Source organism: Echinicola vietnamensis DSM 17526 (assembly GCF_000325705.1).
In the GTDB taxonomy this organism is placed as follows: Bacteria; Bacteroidota; Bacteroidia; order Cytophagales; family Cyclobacteriaceae; genus Echinicola; species Echinicola vietnamensis.
The window spans coordinates 5,329,439-5,353,723 of sequence record NC_019904.1 but is presented as its reverse complement, the minus strand read 5'-3'; the positions used below and the strand labels follow the sequence as shown (position 1 = coordinate 5,353,723).

The window sequence follows — 24,285 nt, the reverse complement described above, 5'->3', positions numbered from 1 at the left end:
TATAAGTATAATGAAAAAGCAGATCATATATATACTAGCGCTGGTACTGATAGTATCGGTATTTACGGCATGCGAAAGCAATTCGGCTGATAAGGCGGGAGAAGCTTCCCATGAAGCGCATAATGAAGGAGGACATGAAGAGGAAGGTCATAATGAGGAAGGCATGGCCGAGGTCCACCTTTCGAATCTTAAATTTGAAAGTCTGGGCATCAAGATTGACACAATACCCACCCGTTCACTATCGGGCGTGGTAGAAGCCAATGGCCAGTTAGAAGTTCCACCCCAGCATGAGGCGACAGTTACGGCCATCCTGGGAGCAAATGTAAACTCCATAAAAGTGATAGAGGGAGACAAGGTGAGAAAAGGACAGGTGTTGGCATACCTCTCCCACCCTAACCTGACGAACTTGCAAACTAATTATGTAAAGGCATATAGTCGGTTTCAATATCTGGAAAAGGAAATGCAACGGCAAAAAAGACTGTATGAGGAAGAAGTAGGTTCCGGGAAAACTTATCAGGAAACATTGGCTGATTACAATTCCATGAAGGGAGAAGTGAAAGGCTATGAAGCCCAGTTAAAACAACTGAACTTGAATATTGAGAATATTCAAGGAGGAGACATCTATGAGTACGTGCCTGTGGTCAGCCCGATCAAAGGCTACGTTGAAAAGGTAAAAGTTCAACTGGGACAGTATGTTGATCCTCAAACAGTGATGTTTATGATCGTCAACATAGACCATATCCATGCCGACCTAATGGTCTTTGAAAAGGATGTTCACAAAGTGAAAAAAGGACAAAAGTTGTCTTTTACTGTGGAATCTGTTCCGGGAAATACGTTGACTGCCAAAATTTATTCAGTAGGAAAACAATTTGAACAAAAGCCAAAAGCCGTACATGTACATGCAGAAATAGATCAAAAGGAAGATTTTCTGATCCCGGGGATGTACATCAATGGTAAAATACGTACCGGAAATACTCAGGTAAAGGCCTTACCTGAAAGCGCCATTATAGAAGAAGAAGGCAAGCCTTATATTTTTATGGCAGAAGCACATGAAGAAGATGGGAAGACCGAATGGGCATTTAAAGCAGTGGAAGTACGAACAGGTATTAATGAAGACGGTTGGGTAGAAATTAAATTGTTGGAGCCGCTTCCGGATGGTACCCAGGTTGCCTGGAACAATGCCTATTACCTGATTTCTGAAATGAAGAAAAGCCAGACTTCTCATAGCCACTAAATCAGTTGGCAAAGGGCAGTTGGCAGGATTAGTTGGCCAACTGCCTTTTGCCCATTGTCAACTTTGAATAAGAATTAAATAATCCAAAAAACAGAAAAAAAGATGAAAGAAATAAAAGCATTTATAAAACCGAAAAGAGTGCAGGTAGTGGTAGAATCTCTGCGAGATGCAGGATTTGAAAGCGTTACAGTCTCCAAAGGTGAGGGAACAGGTGCTCATAAAGACCCTGATGCTTCTCCTTCCCTGGACTTTCATTTTACCGATAGCCCGATAGTAAAGCTGGAGCTTGTGTGCCAAAATTAAGAAATGGAAAAAGCCGTGCAATTGATATGCGGAAAAGCCCAAACGCCTGATCCGGGCGATGGCATTATTTACATCTCTGAAATAGAGGATGCCTACAGAATAAAGACCGGAAAGTCTATCAAAAGATTTGATATGAAGTAGTTATGTCAACTCCTATTGAAGAAATGCAGCAATTAGCCAGGGAACGTGGCGGACTTTGTTTATCAGATTTATATATCAACAGCAAGTCCAAATTGTGGTGGCAATGTGCAAAAGGTCATCAATGGCAGGCCACCCCTTTTAGTGTGAAAATCAGAAAAAGCTGGTGTCCTGTATGTGCTAACAACGTTCCACACGGAATAGAGAAGATGCAATCCCTGGCTAAAGTAAAGGGAGGTAAATGTATTTCCAGGGAATACATAAACTCCAAAACGACACTCAGGTGGCAGTGTAAAAACGGTCATCGTTTCCAGGCTACTGCTGATAGTGTAGTTCAGGGGAGTTGGTGTCCGAAATGTAAATAAATGTTTAACCCTAAAATCTACAGTTATGATGTATGATTGGTATTTCTGAGGAATGCACTGGATTTGGTGGATCCTGTGGCTTATCCTTATATTCTGGATTTTCTTAATTCCATACTCTATTCCCGGACAAAACAGATGGAGGGATAAGGCAATGGAAGATGTAGTAGCAAAAACAATTGCAGGGTTTATGAACACCCGGGGAGGGAATCTTTTTATTGGTATTGATGACGAGGGTAAACCACTTGGTTTGGTCGAGAACTACCGTTGTTTGAAAAAACCGGGACGAGATGGTTTTGAGCAGTATATAATGCAACTGATCTCCACCAAATTAGGGACAAATTATTGCTCTCTGGTAGATGTTTCTTTTTACCAAATAGAAGGGCTTGATGTCTGTCATCTTGAGATTAAACATGCGCACTCTCCGGTCTATCTGCATCAGGACGACCGTTCACACTTTTATATCCGTACAGGAAATGGTACGCGTGAACTTGATATACCTGAAGCGCTCAATTACATCGAAGAAAATTTAAATGGTCGTTAACCATGGAGAAGAAATTATTTATTATGCTATTATTTTTTGGTCCAACATGGCTGGCTGTTGGCCAATCCCTTTACCGGACTACCGAGGGGCATATCGTCATGGTGGCCGAAATAGATGATGAAAAAATAATTGCAGAAAGCCATAAGCTGTTTCTTGTGTTAGATTACAATACCAAAGAAATTTCAGGTAGACTTAATATAAAAACAATGAATACTGGTATCGGTTATTTAAATGAACAAATTAACAATGTTGCTGATGAAGAATCTTTGATATCCTTTACCGGAATGATCCCCGCTGAGGATTTTATTAGCCAGCCGCATTTACCTATTTCATTTAGCTGGCCTTTAAAAGTCATAGTGGGAAGTAGAACATTTGAGGTAATTCTTTCAGGCAACCTGAAACACTTTAACGGAGGTGAGGCCATAGCCTGTAGGCTAAGCGCTACCGGAGATGTTGACACAAACGAAATCGGCCTGAAATCAATTTTACCGGAAATAGGTAAAACACTAAAGATTCAGTTTACACAGGTAATACTTAGAAAAAATGAGCTATGAGCACTATAAAAGAACTGGAAGAAAACCTATTGCAACATAAAATAAAACCCACGGCCATGCGACTGCTTGTGCTAGAGTACTTGTTGGATCACGAAATAGCAGTAAGTCTTACTGATCTATACAGGGACTTTGTGAAATCTGATAGAACTACCATCTACAGAACGCTAAAAGCTTTTGAAGATAATGGACTGGTGCATAGCATTGATGATGGTACCGGAGTGCCTAAGTATGCTTTATGCGAAACAGGTTGTAAATGTGAAATAGAAAGAGATCTGCACTTGCATTTTCATTGCAGAAAATGTGGGGAAACCAAATGCCTGTACAGCTATAAAATACCAGAAATTGTCCTACCACCCAACCATCAGGCAGAAGAAGCCAACCTGGTAGTAAAGGGTGTTTGTTCACAATGCAGTGGCTAAAAATATCCTTCGAAGCAAAACCATTTTGAACTGTTTGCATTATGACAAAAAAGAAAAAAATAAATCTGAGAGATCTTAATAAAAAGAAGGTATCCACCGGAAATTCTGAAAGTAAAATGAAGTTAGGAACGTATGTTCCGGCAATAGTAAGTTTTGCAATGCTGATAGTCGGTATCTCACTGGACTACTTTAATCTACTACCATTTTTTAAGGGGTGGGTTCGCCCTGTATGGTACGGTTTAGCCTATGCTCCTGTGGGCTTTCCCGTGATCAAAGAAGGCTGGGAAAGCATCAGGAAAGGTGATTTTTTCACTGAATTCTTCCTGATGTCCATTGCTACATTAGGAGCGTTTGCCATCGGTGAATACCCGGAAGGTGTAGCCGTGATGTTGTTTTATGCGGTAGGTGAACTCTTTCAAAATGCTGCGGTGAAACGGGCTAAAGGCAATATAAAGGCCTTACTCGATGTACGGCCTAATATCGCTTTGGTATATCGGGACAATGATTTTGTAGAGGTAAACCCGGAAACGGTGCATATCGGGGAAAAGGTTCAGGTGCGAACAGGAGAAAAAATACCTTTAGACGGCATCCTTTTGTCTGAAAAGGCCAGCGTCAATACGGCAGCCATAACAGGGGAAAGTAAACCTGACACTATATATAAAGGAAATAAGGTTTTTGCGGGAAGCATCAACCTTGAAGGCGTAATAGAACTGGAAACGACCAAAGAATTTAACGACAGCTCCATTGCCCGGATATTGGATATGGTACAAAATGCCACGGCAAGGAAATCAAAAACGGAGCTTTTTATCAGAAAGTTTGCCCGGGTATATACCCCTATCGTGGTATTTCTTGCCATCTGCCTCACCGTTCTCCCCTACTTTTTTGTAGATAATTACGTATTCCAGGATTGGTTATACAGAGCGCTTATCTTCCTGGTAATCTCCTGTCCTTGTGCACTGGTAATTTCTATTCCACTGGGCTATTTCGGGGGATTAGGTGCAGCCTCAAGAAACGGTATCCTGTTTAAGGGAGCCTCATTTCTTGATGCCATAACTAAAGTAAATACAGTGGTTATGGATAAAACAGGCACCGTTACCAAAGGGGTGTTTAAGATCAAAGAGATCAGACCGGTAGGTATTTCCGAAAATGAAATGATGTCCTATCTGTTGGCCCTGGAGGAGCAGTCGACCCACCCGATTGCACGTGCCATTATGGAGTATGAATTAAATGGGCAGAATCATACAGCCTCTGAGGTAAGCGAAATAGGTGGAAAAGGATTAAAAGGTAAGGTTAATAATAAAACTGTTTTAGTAGGCAATAAAGCATTAATGACAGCTCATGGCATTGATGTCCCATCGGAGACAGATACCATCGTTGAATCTATCGTGATGATCACCATTGATGATCAATTTTCCGGCTATGTTACCATTGCCGACCAATTGAAAGAAGATGCGGTAGAAGCTGTAAGGCAAATGCATAATGCCGGCATTAAGAAAATCATTATGCTGTCGGGCGACAAGCCGTCTATTACCGAAAAAATTGGAAACGAATTGGGCTTAGAACAAGCCAAAGGCGGCCTGTTACCGGAAGATAAGCTTCATGAGGTGGAGGAAATGAAGAAAGATCCATCAGCCAGCATTGCTTTTGTGGGTGACGGGATCAACGATGCACCCGTTTTGGCAGTCAGTGATGTGGGGATAGCCATGGGTGGGCTCGGAAGTGATGTGGCGATTGAAACGGCCGATGTGGTCATCCAGACAGATCAGCCTTCAAGAATTGCAAGGGCTATAAAAATAGGTAGATCTACACGTAATGTAGTCTGGCAGAATATTGCCCTGGCCTTCGGGGTGAAATTAATAGTGATGATCCTGGGAGCCATAGGGTTAGCATCTTTGTGGGAAGCTGTGTTTGCAGATGTAGGTGTGGCCTTTCTGGCTATTTTGAATGCTATCAGAATCCAGAAAATGAAGTTTTAAACCAAATTGTAGTGTGTTTAATAGATAGCTAAATGTAATTAGAGAGGTTTTAAAGGACTAAATAGAAATGATAAGAAACTCATTATATACAATTTTTACGGTAGGTGTACTGCTTTGCATTTTTCCATACAACGCAATGGCAAGCCAGGATGATAGCAACCTGCGAACTAGCATTCATTTGCTGGACTACATTTCAAGGGATTATACCGCAGCAGTGCAAAATGGCGAAGTAATAGACGAAGGCGAGTTTGCAGAAATGCAGGAATTCAGTGACAAAGTGTATGTACTCATTGAAGAAAGTAAGCTGCCACAGGATGATAAACTCCGTATGCTGTCGCAGTTAAAAGAATTAGGTAAGCAGATAGAAAAAAAAGCTCCGCATCAAAGTATTTATAACTTAGCCCAGCAGACCAGACAAGATATTATCAAAACTACCGGTCTTAAAACGGCTCCCCTGATATGGCCTGATCTCAAAAACGGAAAAAGCTTATATGTACAGAATTGTACTTCCTGCCATGGAGTGAATGGAGCGGGAGACGGTAAGTTGGCAGCTGGCTTAAAACCAGCTCCTACCAATTTTCTCAACGATACCCTGATGCAGGAAATCTCGTCCTTTCAGGCATATAACACTATAAAACTGGGTGTGGAAGGCACTGCCATGCAGAGTTTTGCCACCTTATCCGATAAAGAGATTTGGGATTTGGCATTTTATATAAAAGCCCTCCGCTTTACACCTCAAGCTGACAAAAATAGCGAGCTGCAACAGAAGTTTGATCGGGCAAACAATACAGTGAATTTAGAGGAGGTGGCTACCCTCTCTGATGTGGAATTGGTCAAACGGCTGAGCAATAATGATAGCGCTGACAAAGAGCTGTTGTTAACTGCACTGAGAACACAATCTCCCGGGGATAATGCACAAAAATATTCGCTTGATAAAGCAAGAAATTATTTAAAAAGTGCCTTGCAAAATTATACATCCGGCAGCTACTCCTCTGCACGTGAAGATGCCCTGGCAGCTTACCTGGAGGGTATCGAGCCTTCGGAGGCAAGACTAAAGGCCAATGCCCCTGCTTTTACAGCCCGCCTGGAGCAGCAAATGTTTAAGATTCGTGAGGTAATCGAAAATAAAGGTGATAAAGCACAAGTTGAGAAGGAAATTGACAATGGCCTTGCCATGCTGGGGCAGGCAGAGGAACTCATGCAGGACAAAAAACTTAATTATTGGCTATCCTTCGCACTGTCAGCTTCCATTATGTTGCGAGAGGGGCTGGAAGCATTTTTGATCCTGGCCCTCATCCTGGCCCTCATTCGTTCATCAGGACTAAAAAAGGCTATACCCTGGGTGCACGGAGGGTGGATAACCGCCATACTGTTAGGAGTGGCCGGATGGTTTTTCTCCGATTGGGTGATTGGTATAAGTGGTAAAAACCGGGAGATCATGGAAGGAATGATCTCGCTGGTGGCAGTGATCGTCCTGGCTTTCGTTGGGTTCTGGCTGCATGACCACTCACATGCCAAAAAATGGAAAAAGTTTATCGAAGAAAAAATAGGCAAGCAACTAAAAAAAGACAAGATGTTTGGTATTGCTTTTTTCTCCTTTATGGTTGTGTTTCGTGAGGCCTTTGAATCCATATTGTTTTTACAGGCTATCAGCCTGGAAACACAACCGGCTCATCAATCATCTATTGGATTGGGGGTTTTGGCTGCTTTTGTAATGATCTCCCTGTTTGCTGTCCTGTTTGTAAGGTATTCAAAGAAGATACCTGTTCGGCAGTTGTTTCGCTATTCGGCCTGGGCAATTACCTTACTGGCATTAATTCTGATCGGTAAAGGCGTTCATTCCATTCAGGAAGCCGGCTGGCTATCCGTTACCGGTTTTCCTGTATCGGTGAGTGTAGATTTGCTGGGGATATATCCCACTATTGAAACAGTAGCGGCACAAGTAGCGCTGCTGGTGCTCATGCTGTTGCTCTATTTTTGGAGTAACCATAAAACCAAAATCAGATCAACAAAACTGAATTAAAATGCTCTTAAATAAAAGAATATCCATACTTGACTTTATCAAAACCATTAAGGTTGATATTGTACTTATCTCCTCCTATGCGGTCGTGGTAGGTATTTTCGATCAATACGGATTTCTTGACAAAATTTCGGTTCCTATTGGCGTCACTGCTGTTTTTGGTACTGCGGTAGCCTTACTGTTGGGTTTCCGAACCAATCAAGCCTATGAGCGGTGGTGGGAAGCCCGTATTATATGGGGTGCTATTGTAAACGATTCCAGGACACTGGTTCGGCAGTGTGTTTCATTTTTTAAAAGAGGCAACGATAGCTATGAAGCCCTGGTTGCGGAAATGGCCAATCGTCAGATCATTTGGTGCTATGCGCTTGGGGAATCACTAAGAAAACTACCTTTTTCCCACAGGGTCATTAAATATAAAGAATCCAATAAGACCGAAGCTTTTAATATTCCAAATGCTTTATTGTCAGAACATTCTGAAACCTTACTGAAGGCAAAGAAAAAAAAGATGGTTAATGATTTTCAGCAGGTGCAAATCGATAGCATCATCGCCAAGTTATGTGATTCTATGGGCAAGTGCGAACGCATAAAAAACACGGTCTTCCCCAAAGCACACAGCCTGTTGATCCATTTGATCATTTATGTGTTTGCTACCATGCTACCGTTTGGCTTATCAGATGAATACCTGGCAGTAGAAATAGGCCTGACTATTGGTATACCGATCATTTTTATTGCCATCGAAAAAACCTCCATTCTCATGCAGGATCCTTTTGAGAACCAGCCTTTGGACACGCCCATGACAGACCTGGCGGAAACGATAGAAATAAACATCAAGCAAATGATTGGAGAAACGGATGTTCCTGAAAAGAAAAAACCGACAGACTATTATGTTTTATAACACAAAATATTAACAATGGATTTTCAAACTGAAATAACGCTCATACCCAGACTACTTGTTGCCCTGGTACTTGGTGTTTTGATAGGACTCGACAGGGAAATTGACGGGCATGCCGCAGGAATCAGAACGTATGCTGCCGTTTGCCTGGGTGCGGCTTTAGTCACAATTATCAACTCCCACATTGAAGTTGCAGATCAGACCCGAATTGTTGCCAATATTGTTTCAGGCATTGGCTTCCTGGGGGCGGGTATTATTTTCAGAGATGGATCCAAAAATTTCATTTCAGGTTTGACAACCGCAGCTACTATTTGGGTCACTGCTGCTGTAGGAATTGCTATTGGATATGGCATGTACCTTATCGTGAGTGTCACATCCGCTTTGCTTATTCTATTATTGATTTCACAGCATTTCCCTTTTTTAAAAAAGAAAAATATTAGAAAATGAAAAAACTACAAATAAAAATACCGCTCCTCCTGCCAGAAGTCCCCGATGAGAAGGACCAATGTGTGGCAAAACTCATCGAGCGTCTTAAAAACAAAGAGGGATTGGAAAAAGTGCATATAGCAGACGAAACAGACAATGGCGTACCCCAGCTATGCTTTCACTACGACCCTGAGTTGATCTCTATAGACCGCATTCAGTCGCTGGCCGAGCAAACCGGGGCAGAAATCACACGAAAATTTGGACATAAACTCATAGAAGTAGATGGTATTCGTCATACACGCCATGCTCGTAACATTGAGCGTGGTCTCCGAGGTATAGCGGGTATTATGGAAGCCTCTGTATCGGCATCAGGCATGGTGCGGGTAGAGTATGATACCGCCAAAACAGATGAAGCCGAAATCCTGAAAGCCCTGAGAAAAGACGGGCTTGATATGCCCGATACGCAGGTGAGTGCTGAACGTTTTCTTGAGCAGGTAAAAGAAACTGAAAAAGGCGAAGATCAAAAGGAAGGTAATAAGGAACATGTCCATGAGGAAGGTGAAGATCATGATCATTCGCATGGCGGTATTTTCGGTAAAAATACAGAGTTGATCTTTTCCATTATCTGCGGAGCATTATTAGGTATTGGCTTTGGGCTTACTTATATCGAAGCTGTGCCTTCCTGGGTAAGTCTTTCACTTTATATCGGAGCTTATTTCTTTGGCGGCTATTTTACAGCCAAAGAAGCCATTCAAACAGTGGCCAAAGGAGGCTTTGAAATTGATTTCCTGATGCTCGTGGCTGCCATTGGAGCGGCTATTCTTGGCGAATGGGCGGAAGGCGCCTTATTGTTATTCCTGTTCAGCATGGGCCATGCACTGGAACACTACGCCATGAACAAAGCCCGTAAATCCATTGCTGCTTTGGCAGAACTCGCTCCTAAAACGGCATTGCTCAAGAGAAATGGTAAGACCGAAGAAGTCGGTATTGAGGAATTGAGCATTGGTGACATCATTGTGGTGAAGCCCAACAGTAAGATTTCTGCTGATGGGGTGGTAATTAGTGGACAAAGTAGCGTGAATCAGGCGCCTATCACCGGGGAAAGTGTGCCGGTAGATAAAGAACCGGTGGATAATCCCGATAAAGACTGGTCACAGGAAGATGATATCAAAGATGAGAACCGTGCATTTTCGGGTACCATAAATGGCAACAATACGCTGGAAATCAAAGTGATTAAAGTAGCAAAGGACTCTACGCTCTCCCGCCTGGTGAAACTGGTGAATGAAGCCCAGACCCAGAAATCACCTACACAGCGCCTTACTGATAAATTTGAGAAATATTTTGTGCCTTCTGTATTGGTACTGGTCGTGTTGCTCAATTTTGCTTTTCTGGTCATTGATGAAAGTTTTAGCGAAAGCTTCTACCGTGCAATGGCTGTATTGGTGGCTGCCAGCCCTTGCGCTTTGGCCATTGCGACCCCTAGTGCAGTGCTAAGTGGAGTAGCCCGGGCAGCCAAAAGCGGGGTGCTTATCAAGGGCGGCCGTCCGTTGGAAGATTTGGGTGTACTCACCGCCCTGGCTTTTGATAAAACCGGAACATTAACAGAAGGAAAGCCTAAGCTCACTGAAGTAGTTGCTGTAGGTGATGTAAAAGAGGACGAACTGTTGAAAATAGCAGTAGCTGTAGAAAGCCTGAGCGACCACCCCCTGGCAAAAGCCGTGGTACGGGATGGGAAAGAGCGATTGGATGGTGCTGATGTGCCTGATGCGAAAGACCTGGAAGCGGTGCTTGGTAAGGGGATTAAGGCTACCTTGGGTGATGACAAAGTATACATCGGCAATCTGGACCTGTTTGAATCCCTGGATGACAATAAGCCAGAGAAGGAAACGGAAGAAAAGGTTAAGTCACTGGAATCAGATGGAAATACCACAATGCTGATCCGTCAGAATGACCACTACATTGGTATCATTGCCCTGATGGATACGCCCAGAAAGGAAGCTAAAAATACCCTGGAGCAGCTCAAAAAGATTGGTATCAAGCGTATGATCATGCTTACGGGTGATAACCAGAAAGTAGCCGATGCAGTGGCCAAAGAGATCGGTCTCACGGATGCCTGGGGCAGCTTGCTGCCGGAAGAAAAGGTAGAAGCGATTAAAAAGCTCAAAAAAAATGAATCCAAAGTGGCGATGGTGGGTGATGGCGTAAATGACGCACCGGCCATGGCCAATAGTACTGTGGGGATTGCCATGGGGGCAGCAGGCAGTGATGTGGCCCTGGAAACAGCCGATATTGCCCTGATGGCCGATAAGCTGGAAACACTGCCTTTTGCCATCGCACTGAGCAGAAATGCTAAGAGTATCATCAAACAAAACCTGTGGATAAGTCTGGGAATTGTAGGTATTTTAATTCCACTGACAATTTCTGGTATTGCAACTATAGGTCCTGCCGTACTCATCCATGAAGGTTCTACTTTGGTAGTAGTATTTAATGCATTGAGGTTGTTGGCTTATAAAAAGTAGAATCGGTGAAAATTGAAGACATAGTCAACTGCTTTCATTAGCTGGACAGGGTCCTTCACCTTGTAACAATAGTTACGGACTTTGCTGAGCAAAATTCATATAATGAAAACAATGATAACAAAAAATATGACACACATGACATATTATCACGAAAAAACATTGGAAAATATAAGCTTCGAAGAAGCGATTCAAAAAGTAACAGAGACTCTGAAAGAGGAAGGGTTCGGTATCCTTACTGAAATTGATGTAAAAGAAACTCTGAAGAAAAAGCTGGATGAAGATTTTCGTCCTTACAAGATTCTCGGTGCATGTAATCCGCCCTTCGCACACAAGGCATTATTAGCCGAAGATAAAATTGGGGCAATGCTGCCCTGCAATGTAATCGTCCAACAAAGCGATGATAGCGTAGAAATAGCAGCAGTGGATCCGGTAGCATCTATGCAGGCCGTAGAGAATAAAGATCTGGAAGGCATTGCTGAAGAAATTCAGTCAAAGTTAAAAGCAGTTATTGAAAGTCTATAACAGTTTGCATTTAGGATATTCATCAAAACCCAAAAGTTTAACTACATATTTTGAAAAAATCCACCTTCCACATCAGCAAAATGGACTGCCCCTCAGAGGAGCAGATAATCCGCATGAAATTAGGACCTTTTAATGGTGTGAAGTATTTAGATTTTGATATACCTAATCGTAAATTAAAAGTCTATCATACCGAAAAAGTAGATGAAATCCATCAGGCTATAACAGCATTGAACTTTAACGAGAGGCTGGAAAAAACGGAGGAGAATGTTGATTTACCATCTACTATTGATGATACTCAACAGCGAAAAATACTTTGGTGTGTGTTGGGCATCAATTTCGGTTTCTTTGTTGTAGAAATGACTACCGGTTGGATTTCCCGCTCTATGGGTTTAGTGGCTGATTCTCTGGATATGCTGGCAGACTCCATAGTCTACGGCCTGAGCTTATTTGCTGTTGGAGCAGCAATGGCTCGCAAAAAAAAGGTAGCCAAAATCAGTGGTTATTTTCAGATGGGATTGGCACTATTAGGCTTTTCAGAAGTCTTACGGAGGTTTTTTAGCCAAAGTGAAACACCACTTTTTCAGTGGATGATCATCATATCGGTACTGGCCCTCATTGGCAACTTGGTTTCGCTCTGGCTGATCAACAAAGCCAAAAGTGAGGAGGCCCATATGCAGGCCAGTGCCATATTCACTTCCAATGACATTGTAGTAAATGGAGGAGTGATCCTAGCCGGGGTATTGGTTTATTTGCTGGAAAGCAAATGGCCTGATTTGGCTATTGGAGGGATTGTTTTTGCTTTTGTGATGAGAGGGGCTGTAAGGATATTGAAGTTAGCTAGGACATGATGAATTCTGGCCATATATTATCTAGGAACGAGAGAGATGAAAATAAGAAGTAAATCAATGTTTAATTTAAATCTAAGTAAAATGATGAATCAAATGAGAAAAGCAGTAATGATGAGTATCGCCCTGGTTTTTGGGGTGATAATGCTACAATCTTGTGGAGAAAACAAAGAGACTGATTTAGTAGAATCAGGAACCTATACCGGTGTTGCTGAAGAAGTCGAACCGGAAGAAAAAGAAATATATGTCAGGACTCCCGATGACAAACTACTTGAATTGTATTTTACTGATCAGACCAAGCTATCAAAAAATGGAAATGAAGTTTCCTTTGATATGCTTTCTGAAGGCACCAAAGTAGAGGTGGAATTAGAAAAGAAAGGTAAAAGATTGGATCCAATTCATGTTGAAATTCTTAGTGAGTAATGGGTGATATTCCATCAATATGGCGGACAGAAACCTGGCATCCTCTGTCCGTTCATTTTCCTATTGCCTTTCTTCTTTTAGCAACGCTTGTCTGCCTGGTTATTTACTTTGCCAGCGGTGAACAGCGAAAATTCCTGCAATACTGCCGAGCAGGCTTATTGATGATAGGAACCGTTACTATTTGGATAGCTATTTACACAGGGTCATTGGCTTACAATGTGGTAGTTCGTAAAATATGCGATCCACAAATGCTTGGCGAGCACCAATGGTATGCTTATGCCTCAGCAATTACATACAGTACGGCCATGTTTACAGAATGGGTACTGTATTTAAAAATCATCTCCAAAAATAAATTATTGGTTCATGCAATAACCATTTTGTTGATTATAGGAGCCTTTGGCTTAGGCTATGCAGGTCATCTGGGTGCATCAGTGGTATATCAGCAAGGGGCGGGAGTATATCAACCGACAGAAGATTGTGTTGAATTTAATGAATAATAATGAAGGAAAATAAAAGAAATCCCAATGCTATCTCTGAAAAAGGGTTGAAAACCACCCTGACAGGTATTGTTGTGAGTGCACTATTGGCTATTGTAAAGGCTCTGGGAGGAATTTTTGGCCACTCTTATGCACTTATAGCTGACGCAATAGAATCAGGGACAGACGTGGTAACTTCCGGTATGCTTTGGTTAGGCTTGAGATGGTCAACCAAGCCAGCGGATGAAAACCATCCGTATGGGCACGGTAAGGCGGAAGCTTTGGTGGCACTTGGAATTTCACTGGCACTTGTGGGGGCAGCCTTTATCATTATAAAAGACAGTATTGCCCATATTCAAAGTCCACATAAAACTCCGGCACCATATACGCTAATTATTTTAGTAGTAGTGGTGGTTACTAAGGAATTGCTATATCGCTTTGTGTTGAAAACTGGCGAAGAAATACAAAGTGGAGCAGTAAAAGCAGATGCCTTTCATCATCGAAGTGATGCCATTACTTCTGTAGCGGCATTCATAGGAATATCCATTGCTTTATGGGGTGGTGAAGGATATGAGGTAGCTGATGATTACGCGGCACTTATCGCAGCAGCTTTTATCATTTACAATGCCTACGGGATTGGCCGCCCTGCCATTGGTGAATTATTAGATGAAGAGCTGGAACCTGAATTTCATAAGGAGGTAACCCATCTTGCCGAGCAAATACCAGAGGTTGAAAAAGTGGAGCAATGCCATTCCAGAAAAATGGGGCCTGCGTTCCACGTTGACCTTCATATTTGGGTAGATGGCAAGCTGTCAGTAGATGAAGGACACCAGGTAGCACACAAGGTAAAAGAAAGCCTGGTTGAAAACATTCCCCAAATAATTGATGTCCATATTCATGTAGAACCTACTAAAAAATTAAAAAGCTATGCTACAAATACTGGAATTGACAAGAGATAATATTATCTGTACAAAAGCAGATGGAAATCTTACCGAACTGGATATGGAAAAGATCCATCCATTGATTCATAATATATTAAAAACAGGAAAAAAAGTACGGTGGTATTTTGAAATGGAAAACTTCACCGGTTGGAGTATAGAGGGTTTATGGGCAGATGCGAAAATGGATTTGTCTCATGCTAAAGATTATGAAAAGATAGCCATGGTAGGCGAAAAGAAATGGCAGGATTGGATTACCCAATTTATGAAACCGTTTACCAATGCGGAAATCCGTTACTTTGACAGGAATGAAAAAGAGTCAGCAAGGCAATGGATCGGTCAATAAAAAATAATCAGTCAACAATAGCATATATCCAGCAAACAGCCCGAAGGTTTCTAAATAGAGAAACTTCAGGTGGTTTACTTTTAATTGCAGCTACTATTTTAGCCCTGATTTTAGGTAATTCTCAATGGGCGGATGCTTACCATCACTACCTTAAAGATGAATTTCTCTTTGAGCTATCTGAGCATTTTACTTTTGGTCTGACCATCGAGGAATGGATCAATGACGGGCTAATGGCCATATTCTTTCTGGTGGCCGGTTTGGAGCTTAAGCGGGAAATAATGGTAGGTGAATTGTCATCCTTTAAGAAAGCTTCTATGCCGCTCCTGGCAGCGCTCGGTGGAATGGCAATGCCTGCCATAATATTTACAATGCTTAATTCAGGGACAGTAAATATCAATGGCTGGGGAATTCCGATGGCAACAGATATTGCGTATTCTTTGGGTATAATCGGGTTATTGGGTAGAAGAGTGCCAGCCCAGCTTAAAATCTTTTTGGTGGCTCTGGCCATAGCAGATGATCTGGGGGCCATACTCGTGATTGCGCTGTTTTATAGCAACCAACTGAGTTGGTTATACCTGGGAACCGGGGCAGGGATTTTTATCCTTTTAATGCTGTTCAATCGATTGGGCATAAAAAACTTGTTCTGGTACCTTTTGGGAGGCGTAGGGCTTTGGTATTGCTTCCTGAATTCAGGCGTTCACCCTACCATAGCCGGAGTGCTTTTTGCCATTACCATTCCTGTAAAACCTAAATTAGACAGTAAATTATTGAAAGATCGCACCGCCAGAAATGTAGAAAGACTGGAAGAAACGGATATTGAAACCCGTGACCCGTTGCAGGATGTTCGCCAGGGGAAAATACTCAAAGACATCAAAAAGGATACTGAAAACGCAAAGCCTCCATTACTGAAACTGGAAAATGCACTGATTGATTTTAATGCCTTTTTCATTATTCCTATTTTCGCCATTGCCAATGCAGGCGTGAAACTGGATGTTAGCTTTTTGGAGGTCGTATCAGGTTCTCTTGGCCTGGGTATATTATTGGGTCTGGCAGTAGGGAAAGTACTGGGGATCAGTCTCTTTGCCTTTATCGGAGAAAAGTTGGGTATAGCAGAATTGCATATCTCTTTAAGATGGGGGCACATTATTGGCATGGGCATGATAGCCGGAATAGGTTTTACCATGTCGCTGTTCATCACCAACCTGGCATTTAGCGATCCTGAATTGGTCAAAGTGTCCAAAATCAGTATTTTAATAGCTTCCCTGATTGGTGCTTTAGGAGGCATCATCACTTTACTATTTACCAAACCTAAAAATGAAAACCTATGATACATTTAAGAATATTTCTGCCGGTGTTTTTCCTCCTTTACTTTTTACTTACATTTTTAATGTACGCTTCCAAAAAGAAGAAAAAGCCACCTAAACTTAAAACTGTTACCTTATTGAACAACCTGATATGGTTATTGGTAATAGTGCTAATGACAGTTTTCTCGTTATACCCGGAGGTTTACCATCAATACATTGTGCCATTTGAGGCATTGAAAAGTCATTGGTTGAGCTGGGCAGCTATTGGACTCATGTCGCTAGCCTTCCTGATCGTTATCTCAGCAAAAAATCAACAAAGATTGAATAGAGGAAGTGAAACAAAAGGCTGGTTGCTACTCTCAACTGGCATTTATTCTAAATCCAGAAATCCGGTTCATCTGGGGCAACTAATCACACTGATTGGCTTTTTTCTTTGCATTCCCAGTATCTATTCAGGTGTTCTGCTATTACTTGGTTTCTTGATTGTATTTGTCCGTGTTGGACTGGAAGAAAAGGTGCTGGAGAGTGTTTTTGGTGATGATTATTTTGCTTATGAGAAGCGGGTAAGAAGATGGATTTAACACCACAATGCCTAAAGGCCTCAAGTCTTTTTTTAAGCAGGAGCTCGTTCTGTATAAAGAAAAACTCGCCAGGGGTCACCTTCGGGAAGCCTGGCGACATCTGGAGCGGGCGCACGTCCTTGGTCAGCCCTATCCATACCAGCACTCGGAAGCGCATTGGCTCATGCTCCGGTTTGGCTTCATGATCAAGGATTGGACAGAAATCCGGGGGCAGATACTCAGGCTTTTTGTGGGAGGGGTAAAGTCTTTTGTGGGAAAGGTACCTGTAGGCAATACCGGAGGAGCCAATGTTCCTCCCCTTTTGCCCATGGAAATACCTGAAGACCTGAAGGTAATAATAGATCGATTCAAAAAATAATTTGACACCATACAATGACCACTTTACTCACCGGGACCATCATGCTCAGCCTCCTCCACGGGCTGATTCCCAGCCACTGACTGCCGGTGCTGGCACTGAAAGAAAAGTTTGGCTGGCAAGGTAGCAAGACGGTTCGCATTGCGGCTATGGTAGCTTTGGCTCATTCATTGAGTACCTTTTTGCTCGGAGTGTTTCTGGGCTTATTCAGCCTGTCACTGGCAGAAACGCTGAACAGTTACACCGTTGGGTCATTCCTGCTTTGCTCATTGCCATTGGGTTTTATTTCATCATCCAACACCACAGGCACCATCATTTTCACTTCAATGAAAAGCAGAAGCTGAACCAGACCGGAGCAACACAAGTAGTGACCTTGCTGGTATTTATGATGTTTCTTTCGCCCTGCCTGGAAATTGAAGCCTACTTTCTGATGGCAGGGACTCAGGGATGGCCGATGATCCTGACAGTGGGCTTGCTCTACACCATCGTTTCCGTGTTGGGGATCACCTTTTGGGTGTACCTCGCACAGAAAGGCCTGCACCGTTTCAACTGGCACAGGTTGGAGCATAGTACCGGGCTGGTTTCAGGGTGCATCCTCATTATCACAGGCATCATTTCCTTTTTCACACATTAAAACAGATAAGCGTATGACTAATACAAACAATACAGACAACAAAGCCTGCTGCAGCACCGGCCAGCATCCGGACAAACCAAAAAAGCAGGATGAAAAAGCCTCCTCCACTTTCCTTCAAACCTGGGGAAGTGGTATCGCAAGCCTTGTCATGCTGCTTGCAGGAATAGCCGCTGACTAATGGGGACAGCCAGCATTTTTCCAGGGATGGATCCGCGTATGCGGGTATGTGCTGGCCTATTTGCCTGTGGGTTGGCCGGTATTGGTCAAAGGCTGGAAGTCCATCCTGAAAGGTGATGTGTTCACTGAATTTTTCCTAGTGGGCATAGCCACCCTGGGGGCTTTTGCCATAGGTGAATATCCCGAGGGGGTGGCGGTGATGCTTTTCTATGCCATCGGGGAATTGTTTCAGGATGCAGCAGTGAACAGAGCCAAACGCAACATCAAAGCCCTGCTGGACATCCGCCCCGATTCGGTCTCTGTACAGCGAAACGGGCAAATGGTGATCGTACACCCGGAAGAAGTCCAAACCGGGGAAACCATACAAGTAAAACCCGGAGAAAAAGTACCCCTCGATGGGGAAATGCTGAGGGAAAAGAGCAGCTTCAATACCTCCGCTTTGACGGGTGAAAGCAAACCTGCTACGTACAACAAAGGAGAAAATGTGCTGGCTGGGATGGTGAACCTCGACAGGCTGATTGAACTGAAAGTAACCAGGCGGTTCAACGAAAGTTCACTTGCCCGTATCCTGGAGCTGGTGCAGAACGCTACCGCACGCAAGTCAAAAACCGAGCAGTTCATCCGCAAATTCGCACGGGTTTACACGCCCATTGTTACCTTTCTGGCGGTGGGATTGACCTTCCTGCCTTACTTTTTTATAGAAAACTATGTGTTTGAAGACTGGCTTTACCGGGTATTGATCTTTTTGGTGATCTCATGTCCTTGTGCGTTGGTCATCTCAATACCGCTCGGCTATTTCGGAGGAATAGGCGCAGCTTCCCGTAAAGGGATACTGTTCAAAGGCTCCAACTTTCTTGACCTCATGACCAGAGTAAACACCGTAGTGATGGACAAAACAGGCACGTTGACCAGAGGGGTGTTTGAAGTTCAGAAAGCCGTGACCATGGACGGTATTACTACAGATTGGCTAAGTCTGGCGGCAGCTATGGAAAGTAAATCCACACATCCCATCGCAAAAGCCGTTACAGAATATACTAAAAAGCAGGGAGGGAAAATTTCAGAACCCGAGCAACAGGAAGAAATAGCCGGGCACGGTCTGAAAGGAAAAGTAAATAGTAAGCATTTGCTCATCGGCAATCAAAAACTGATGGACAAGGAAGGGATTGTTACCTGTGCTGATGCTGCCAGAGAGGTCAATACTGTCATCCATGTAGCAGTGGACCAAAAATATGCCGGTTATCTGGTGATTGCAGATGAACTCAAAGCCGATGCTGCCCAGGCAATTAATGCATTACACAAATCAGGAGTTCGGGAACTGATCATGCTGTCAGGAGATAAGGATGCTGTGACCCAACAAGTGGCAAAATCACTCGGAATAGATAAAGCCTTTGGCGATCTGCTGCCAGAGCAAAAGGTGGAAAAAGTAGAAGAACTGAAAAAGGATACCAGCCGTGTCATCGCATTTGTGGGGGACGGTATCAACGATGCTCCCGTCCTTGCTCTGGCAGATGTAGGCATGGCAATGGGTGGTTTGGGCAGTGATGCCGCCATTGAGACAGCCGATGTGGTCATTCAGACCGACCAGCCCTCTAAAATTGCTACTGCTATTCAAATAGGTAAACAGACCAAGCGTATCGTATGGCAAAATATCAGCCTGGCATTTGGGGTGAAGGTTATTGTGCTGGCACTGGGAGCCGGAGGCCTGGCTACCATGTGGGAAGCCGTCTTTGCTGATGTGGGAGTGGCCTTTCTCGCGATTTTGAATGCGATAAGAATCCAGAAAATGAAGTTTTAAACCAAACTGTAGTGTGTTTAATTATAGCTGAATGTAATTAGAGAGGTTTTAAAGGACTAAATAGTGCCTGTAAGAAAACAAGAAAATAGCCTTTAGGACAATCCCAGGGCTGGTTTTGTTGTGGATTTTATTTTGAATCTAAAGGGGGGAATTATGTCAAAAGGTCAAAAAGGCTTATTTTGGGCCATATAAAGCGATTCAGGTTTTCAGGTTCGGACCAAAATAATTCTTTGTCAACAAATATGCGCCCACGATTCGAAGCCCAGCTCAGCCTGGGATGTACCCCGATAGAAGAAGTGAAGATCCCCACCAAGACACGCAGCCACCTGGCCGCGTTGATGGCGGCCCTGCAGTACATTTATATCACATGTATATGCAGTACTTTCTGGGCTACAGTTCCTACAGCCCGGAACCTCCTTTTGACCCCTCCCTTTTTGTGGAGATCCGCAAACGGATGGGAGATGAACTGATCGCCGAGATGAATGCCAGGGTACTGGCCTACAGCTCACCGGTACCGGTCCGGGACATGAATGGCGACGGGGCTGACGATGACGGGGACGGCCCCCATAAGGGGGAACTGCTGATTGATGCCACGGCCTGTCTGCAGGACATTGCCTACCCCATCGATCTGAACCTGCTCAATGATGCCCGCCTGAAGAGCGAGTCGATCATTGATCTGCTCCACAAAAAGCTTCCGGAGGGCAAGAAGCCGCGAACCTATCGTAAGAAGGCCCGTAAGGACTACCTTAAAGTGGCCCAAAACCGGAACCCGGGCCGTAAAACGATCCGAAAGGGCATCAAGTCCCAGCTCCAATACCTCAGGCGTAACCTGAAAACCATAGAAGGCCAACTGGACAGGTTCAAAATATTTCCCCTGCCCCATAAATGGCAGCGGTATTATTGGATCATCCAGACACTGTACCTCCAGCAGAAGGAGATGTTCGATAACCGGTCGAGGAGTGTGGAGGACCGGATCGTGAGTATCCACCAGCCCCATGTCCGCCCGATAGTCCGGGGCAAGGCCCGGAACAAAACCGAGTTTGGGGCGAAGATCCACCTTTTGCTGGTAGACGGATATGCCTTTTTGGACACCATTTCCTGGGACGCCTACCATGAAGGCTGCCACCTGGCCGATTATGTGGAGAACTACCGGAAGCGCTTTGGCTTTTATCCTGCCAAGGTTTTGGCCGATAAACTGTACTGCAGCCGGGAAAACCGGAAATGGCTTAAATCCAAGGGGATCAAGCTGTCGGCCAAGCTCCTGGGCCGGCCCTCGGCCCGGGCAGTGGAAGACCACGTAAGGCCGGGGGAAAGGAATCCGATAGAGGGCAAGTTCGGGCAGGCCAAGAACGGTTATGGGATGGACCGGATCAGGGCAAGGCTCAGGAATACCAGCCAATCATGGATTGCCTCTATCATCTTGGTGCTCAACCTGGTCAGATTGGCCGGGCGGGCACTGTTGTGCCGGAGTTTTTCAGCATGGAATGCCCTGGGAATGACCATTATAGACCGGGAAAATAGCTTCTTGGACGACCTGGTTGATAAAAACCGGCCTGAGCGGAATTTCAGGCCGGTTCTTATACCCTGTTCATGCTGAGTTTTTCAGCAGGCCCTACTTATACTACCAGGGACTGGATTGGAAGAGCGAGTCGGGAAGTCCGCTATGGGACTGAGTGATGACCGCCAACAAGTGGGTGTGGAACCTGGATAACTGAGCTTGGGATTTTGAGATTTCAACATTTTAATAGGTTAAACGGAGGACAGTTTGCCCCAATCCGGGGCCGCGATCCTGCGGCCAGCAAGATGTAGTTTTGTATACAAAACCATCTCTTCAGCCTCCAAAGTCGGATTGAAAGGTGCTCGGGACTCGCAGCCTTTTGATGGGGGAAACTATTGGTTTTATGGTGGGAACTTGGCTTTTACTTGCCTTTGAAAAGATCAATTTTTTAAGGAGCTAATCGGTTAGTTGGAGCAGTTATGATTTCATATCCTTAATGATAATTTTATCGGTATCCACTTCCCCTTCCTGCAAAGATATTCCGGTCAGGAAAACGGTCAAGGGCAGGCTAAATGCTTCCTGCCGTCAGCACCCTTGACCTTTATTCCTTCCCGTTATAAAGTGGCATCCAAGAGAAGTGAATGGGGAGGTGTGGTTGAAGGCAGTCATCAAAAGGCAAAATGTGAGCTATTGCAAAGAGAAATTATTAAGGTTTTGAAGGAGATATTGGGTGTCGTTCTGGACACCAGCAAGATGTAGGATTGTCTGATGCCATTCCCATCTTGCAGTTCCCTTTATTATTATGGGAACAAAATCCTTCGAAGGCGGATTTTTTGTTTTTGAGATAAAGGACAATAAGTGAAACTCTGTTTTGCGAAACATTTTTTTTAGAAATAGGTTAATTGACTTTTTATCAGGTAGAGAGGGGCTTCAATCATTACATGTGTTGCTTTATGGAAGCTGATTGATCAATTTGGTGATAGTGGCTGAGGATGTATTGAATATAAAAGCCAGGTCTTTTTTGGAGAGAAAGGCCCTCTCTTCTTTGTATTGTTCCCAGAAAAATGGGAAGCCCTCATCGATGGGAAGCTGAAAGGATTTTAGGTATTTGTAGGTTTCTTCCAATAATTCCCGGTTGATCAGTGTACTTAGTCGGCTGATTTCGGGCATTTCATTTAGAAGTGCGATTTCTGCTTCTTTTTTCAATGAAAAGCAAGAAACGTAACTCAGTGCCCTTAGGTAGAAAGGGGAATCGGATTGGTCAAAATAGGCATTTAGATCAGCGGCCACAGTACCTTCCATGAAAATCTTTACTCGGTAGTCACGTCCTTTCTTGGCCGGAAAAAGTAGGGCAGCTGTACCGGTATAAATAAAATGAGTGGATTGTTCTGGTTCATTCAGCTCACGAATGATTTCTCCTTTTTGAAAGGTGTTGACCTGAAGATAGGGCCTCAGGTTTCTGTATATCTCAGGACGTAATTTTATCAAATGGTCAAAAGCTTCTTTCAGCAATTCGGTCTTCAATACCTTCCCCATAATGCAAACAATTAGGTGAAACAATCATCATCATTCTGTTGGATTAAAACAGTAAATCATATCCAAAATACTAAGGGAGAGGTTTCCCTTCAAATATTCAAATACAAATTAGGGATGGTTTACCCTCTAAACAAGAAAATAGATTTATGTGGTAATTGATTGTAAATCAATGGTGTAATTTTTTTTAGGATCGGTTTTAGGTTTTACCTTCAAAAATACAAAGTCAAATGTATGGCCAGGTTTAGGAATGATTTCCTTAGACTTTATGGGCAATAAATCGAATAAGAAGATGCATAAATGATGGATGGCGTTTTGATGGTAACTAATATGAAGATCAATATAAACTGGTTGGTGTTTCAGGCGGCAGTGATTGCATTTGTTGTTTTATGGACAATGACAGGATTGGAAAAGCTGATAGGTTTTGGAGAATTTCAAGATGCAATGCAGAACCAAACCCTTCCGGTCGGGATTTCCAGGAAGCTGGCTACTTTGATTGTTTTCCTTGAGCTTTTATTTGTCCCTTTCTTACTGTTCAGGAAAACGCAAAAGTGGGGATTGTTGCTGTCCATACTGCTGATGACGGTCTTTTCAACATATATAGGACTTGTGTGGATGGGAGCATTTCCTAGGGTGCCCTGCTCTTGTGCAGGATTTATTGAATCCATGAGCTGGTCGGGGCATTTATTGTTCAACTTGGCTTTTATTCTACTCGGAGTGTTAGGGCTAATGATAAAAACGGAGGTTGAACGTTAGGTGATCTGATCTCTGGGTTTAGGTGGACAACTGATGGAACTACTGAGCATAGAATAGCATATTACTATTAAATAACTAATAATTACAATTCAACAAAAAAAAATACTGCCCAATCTCTCGGGAGAAGGTGTTAGGTGAGATTTACTTTTTCTCTGGCAGTAAAAGGAGGATGCCGAAAATCCTATAAAGTGTAGGCAAAAAGCAACCTATAACCCGAAAGATGCATTAGCATATCTGTTGCAGTTTGAAATTGCTTTAAAATCAGTCGCTACGCTTTAGTTTTCGACTCTACCGTAGCAGAGCTACGCTTGCGTCTCCAAACTAACTGATTTTCTTGCACTATCAAACATCACTACGATTCCCAATGCATAAATCGGGTTTAAACGTTAGGGGATTTTGATGGTTAAAAATCCCATTTTCAATAATGAAAAAGTTAATTAATAACATACCGCTGTTGGCATTTGTGCTGACAGCCATGACAGCGTTGACAATCAACCTCTCCGCAGAGGATGTGCAGGGAACCAAAGAGGCCCTGAACCCAAATACCCATACCTGGGAGGATATCACCAATCAGGAATTGGGGGTAGATTACAATTGTGATACGGAGGTCGATACGGACTGTACCCGTGAAATGGATGAGTTGGGACAAGAGGTTCCTGACTCGAGAGTGGAAGGCGAATTCAAGCCCATCTAAATTTAAAAACTATTTCAATTA

General features: G+C 43.4%; 28 protein-coding genes. 27 read left to right on the top strand and 1 reads right to left on the bottom strand.

The window, feature by feature from the left end; translation table 11 throughout:
* Window positions 1–10: 10 nt before the first annotated feature.
* From ECHVI_RS21815 to ECHVI_RS21705, 25 genes are all read left to right on the top strand, one after another.
* Window positions 11–1,234, top strand: a complete 1,224-nt coding sequence (locus ECHVI_RS21815; RefSeq protein ID WP_015268178.1) for an efflux RND transporter periplasmic adaptor subunit — start codon at window positions 11–13, stop codon at window positions 1,232–1,234.
* Between the two features lie 102 nt (window positions 1,235–1,336).
* Window positions 1,337–1,537 (top strand): P-II family nitrogen regulator, encoded by a 201-nt coding sequence (locus ECHVI_RS24360; RefSeq protein WP_373289270.1) that lies wholly within the window; start codon window positions 1,337–1,339, stop codon window positions 1,535–1,537.
* A gap of 3 nt (window positions 1,538–1,540) precedes the next feature.
* Window positions 1,541–1,678: a P-II family nitrogen regulator gene (locus ECHVI_RS24355; protein WP_373289271.1), complete on the top strand. Its 138-nt coding sequence runs from the start codon at window positions 1,541–1,543 to the stop codon at window positions 1,676–1,678.
* Between the two features lie 2 nt (window positions 1,679–1,680).
* On the top strand, window positions 1,681–2,040 hold the full coding sequence (locus ECHVI_RS24350) for a zinc-ribbon domain-containing protein (protein WP_052331482.1): 360 nt from the start codon (window positions 1,681–1,683) through the stop codon (window positions 2,038–2,040).
* 151 nt (window positions 2,041–2,191) lie between these two features.
* The gene (locus ECHVI_RS21800) at window positions 2,192–2,581 is read left to right on the top strand and encodes an AlbA family DNA-binding domain-containing protein (RefSeq protein WP_015268177.1); all 390 of its coding nucleotides are present in this window, start codon (window positions 2,192–2,194) and stop codon (window positions 2,579–2,581) included.
* Between the two features lie 2 nt (window positions 2,582–2,583).
* Window positions 2,584–3,135: a hypothetical protein gene (locus tag ECHVI_RS21795; RefSeq protein WP_015268176.1), complete on the top strand. Its 552-nt coding sequence runs from the start codon at window positions 2,584–2,586 to the stop codon at window positions 3,133–3,135.
* Entirely contained in the window at window positions 3,132–3,554 is a 423-nt protein-coding gene (locus ECHVI_RS21790) for a Fur family transcriptional regulator (RefSeq protein ID WP_015268175.1), read from the top strand. Before ECHVI_RS21795 ends, ECHVI_RS21790 begins: the two co-directional genes overlap by 4 nt.
* Before the next feature lie 116 nt (window positions 3,555–3,670).
* Window positions 3,671–5,530 carry a heavy metal translocating P-type ATPase gene (locus ECHVI_RS21785; RefSeq protein ID WP_245553394.1) on the top strand — a complete coding sequence of 620 codons (1,860 nt, stop codon included), beginning with the start codon at window positions 3,671–3,673 and terminating at the stop codon, window positions 5,528–5,530.
* Between the two features lie 136 nt (window positions 5,531–5,666).
* On the top strand, window positions 5,667–7,553 hold the full coding sequence (locus ECHVI_RS21780) for an FTR1 family protein (protein ID WP_217189907.1): 1,887 nt from the start codon (window positions 5,667–5,669) through the stop codon (window positions 7,551–7,553).
* Window position 7,554: 1 nt separating this feature from the next.
* Window positions 7,555–8,445, top strand: coding sequence for a bestrophin family protein (locus ECHVI_RS21775; protein WP_015268172.1), 891 nt, complete (start codon window positions 7,555–7,557; stop codon window positions 8,443–8,445).
* 15 nt (window positions 8,446–8,460) lie between these two features.
* Entirely contained in the window at window positions 8,461–8,889 is a 429-nt protein-coding gene (locus ECHVI_RS21770; RefSeq protein WP_015268171.1) for an MgtC/SapB family protein, read from the top strand.
* Window positions 8,886–11,387 carry a heavy metal translocating P-type ATPase gene (locus ECHVI_RS21765; RefSeq protein WP_015268170.1) on the top strand — a complete coding sequence of 834 codons (2,502 nt, stop codon included), beginning with the start codon at window positions 8,886–8,888 and terminating at the stop codon, window positions 11,385–11,387. The genes ECHVI_RS21770 and ECHVI_RS21765 overlap by 4 nt, the downstream gene beginning before the upstream one ends.
* 135 nt (window positions 11,388–11,522) lie before the next feature.
* Complete coding sequence (locus ECHVI_RS21760) at window positions 11,523–11,909, top strand: DUF302 domain-containing protein (RefSeq protein WP_015268169.1); 387 nt, start codon at window positions 11,523–11,525, stop codon at window positions 11,907–11,909.
* Window positions 11,910–11,959: 50 nt separating this feature from the next.
* A complete protein-coding gene (locus ECHVI_RS21755; protein ID WP_015268168.1) occupies window positions 11,960–12,757 on the top strand; it encodes a cation efflux transmembrane domain-containing protein in 798 nt (265 codons plus the stop codon).
* Window positions 12,758–12,850: 93 nt separating this feature from the next.
* The gene (locus ECHVI_RS21750) at window positions 12,851–13,177 is read left to right on the top strand and encodes a hypothetical protein (protein WP_052331506.1); all 327 of its coding nucleotides are present in this window, start codon (window positions 12,851–12,853) and stop codon (window positions 13,175–13,177) included.
* Entirely contained in the window at window positions 13,177–13,674 is a 498-nt protein-coding gene (locus tag ECHVI_RS21745; RefSeq protein ID WP_041739125.1) for a DUF2231 domain-containing protein, read from the top strand. The genes ECHVI_RS21750 and ECHVI_RS21745 overlap by 1 nt, the downstream gene beginning before the upstream one ends.
* A 2-nt stretch (window positions 13,675–13,676) precedes the next feature.
* Complete coding sequence (locus tag ECHVI_RS21740; RefSeq protein WP_015268165.1) at window positions 13,677–14,612, top strand: cation diffusion facilitator family transporter; 936 nt, start codon at window positions 13,677–13,679, stop codon at window positions 14,610–14,612.
* A complete protein-coding gene (locus ECHVI_RS21735) occupies window positions 14,581–14,937 on the top strand; it encodes a SpoIIAA family protein (protein ID WP_015268164.1) in 357 nt (118 codons plus the stop codon). The genes ECHVI_RS21740 and ECHVI_RS21735 overlap by 32 nt, the downstream gene beginning before the upstream one ends.
* On the top strand, window positions 14,922–16,265 hold the full coding sequence (gene nhaA, locus ECHVI_RS21730; RefSeq protein ID WP_015268163.1) for a Na+/H+ antiporter NhaA: 1,344 nt from the start codon (window positions 14,922–14,924) through the stop codon (window positions 16,263–16,265). The genes ECHVI_RS21735 and nhaA overlap by 16 nt, the downstream gene beginning before the upstream one ends.
* Entirely contained in the window at window positions 16,262–16,822 is a 561-nt protein-coding gene (locus ECHVI_RS23165; RefSeq protein ID WP_015268162.1) for a methyltransferase family protein, read from the top strand. Before nhaA ends, ECHVI_RS23165 begins: the two co-directional genes overlap by 4 nt.
* 7 nt (window positions 16,823–16,829) lie before the next feature.
* Window positions 16,830–17,180 (top strand): DUF3703 domain-containing protein, encoded by a 351-nt coding sequence (locus ECHVI_RS21720; protein ID WP_015268161.1) that lies wholly within the window; start codon window positions 16,830–16,832, stop codon window positions 17,178–17,180.
* A gap of 259 nt (window positions 17,181–17,439) precedes the next feature.
* Window positions 17,440–17,811, top strand: a complete 372-nt coding sequence (locus ECHVI_RS23160) for a hypothetical protein (RefSeq protein ID WP_052331481.1) — start codon at window positions 17,440–17,442, stop codon at window positions 17,809–17,811.
* 13 nt (window positions 17,812–17,824) lie between these two features.
* Window positions 17,825–17,989: a hypothetical protein gene (locus ECHVI_RS24345; RefSeq protein ID WP_373289272.1), complete on the top strand. Its 165-nt coding sequence runs from the start codon at window positions 17,825–17,827 to the stop codon at window positions 17,987–17,989.
* Window positions 17,990–18,037: 48 nt separating this feature from the next.
* Window positions 18,038–19,783, top strand: coding sequence for a heavy metal translocating P-type ATPase (locus ECHVI_RS21710; RefSeq protein WP_425386805.1), 1,746 nt, complete (start codon window positions 18,038–18,040; stop codon window positions 19,781–19,783).
* A gap of 373 nt (window positions 19,784–20,156) precedes the next feature.
* Complete coding sequence (locus tag ECHVI_RS21705) at window positions 20,157–21,380, top strand: transposase (protein ID WP_222840300.1); 1,224 nt, start codon at window positions 20,157–20,159, stop codon at window positions 21,378–21,380.
* 852 nt (window positions 21,381–22,232) lie between these two features.
* Here the strand turns inward: ECHVI_RS21705 and ECHVI_RS21700 are convergent.
* A complete protein-coding gene (locus ECHVI_RS21700) occupies window positions 22,233–22,817 on the bottom strand; it encodes a Crp/Fnr family transcriptional regulator (RefSeq protein ID WP_015268159.1) in 585 nt (194 codons plus the stop codon).
* Between the two features lie 327 nt (window positions 22,818–23,144).
* Here ECHVI_RS21700 and ECHVI_RS21695 point away from each other — a divergent pair, with 327 nt between their 5' ends.
* Window positions 23,145–23,570, top strand: coding sequence for a MauE/DoxX family redox-associated membrane protein (locus tag ECHVI_RS21695; RefSeq protein WP_245553392.1), 426 nt, complete (start codon window positions 23,145–23,147; stop codon window positions 23,568–23,570).
* 424 nt (window positions 23,571–23,994) lie between these two features.
* On the top strand, window positions 23,995–24,264 hold the full coding sequence (locus ECHVI_RS21690) for a hypothetical protein (RefSeq protein WP_015268157.1): 270 nt from the start codon (window positions 23,995–23,997) through the stop codon (window positions 24,262–24,264).
* Window positions 24,265–24,285 lie beyond the last annotated feature (21 nt).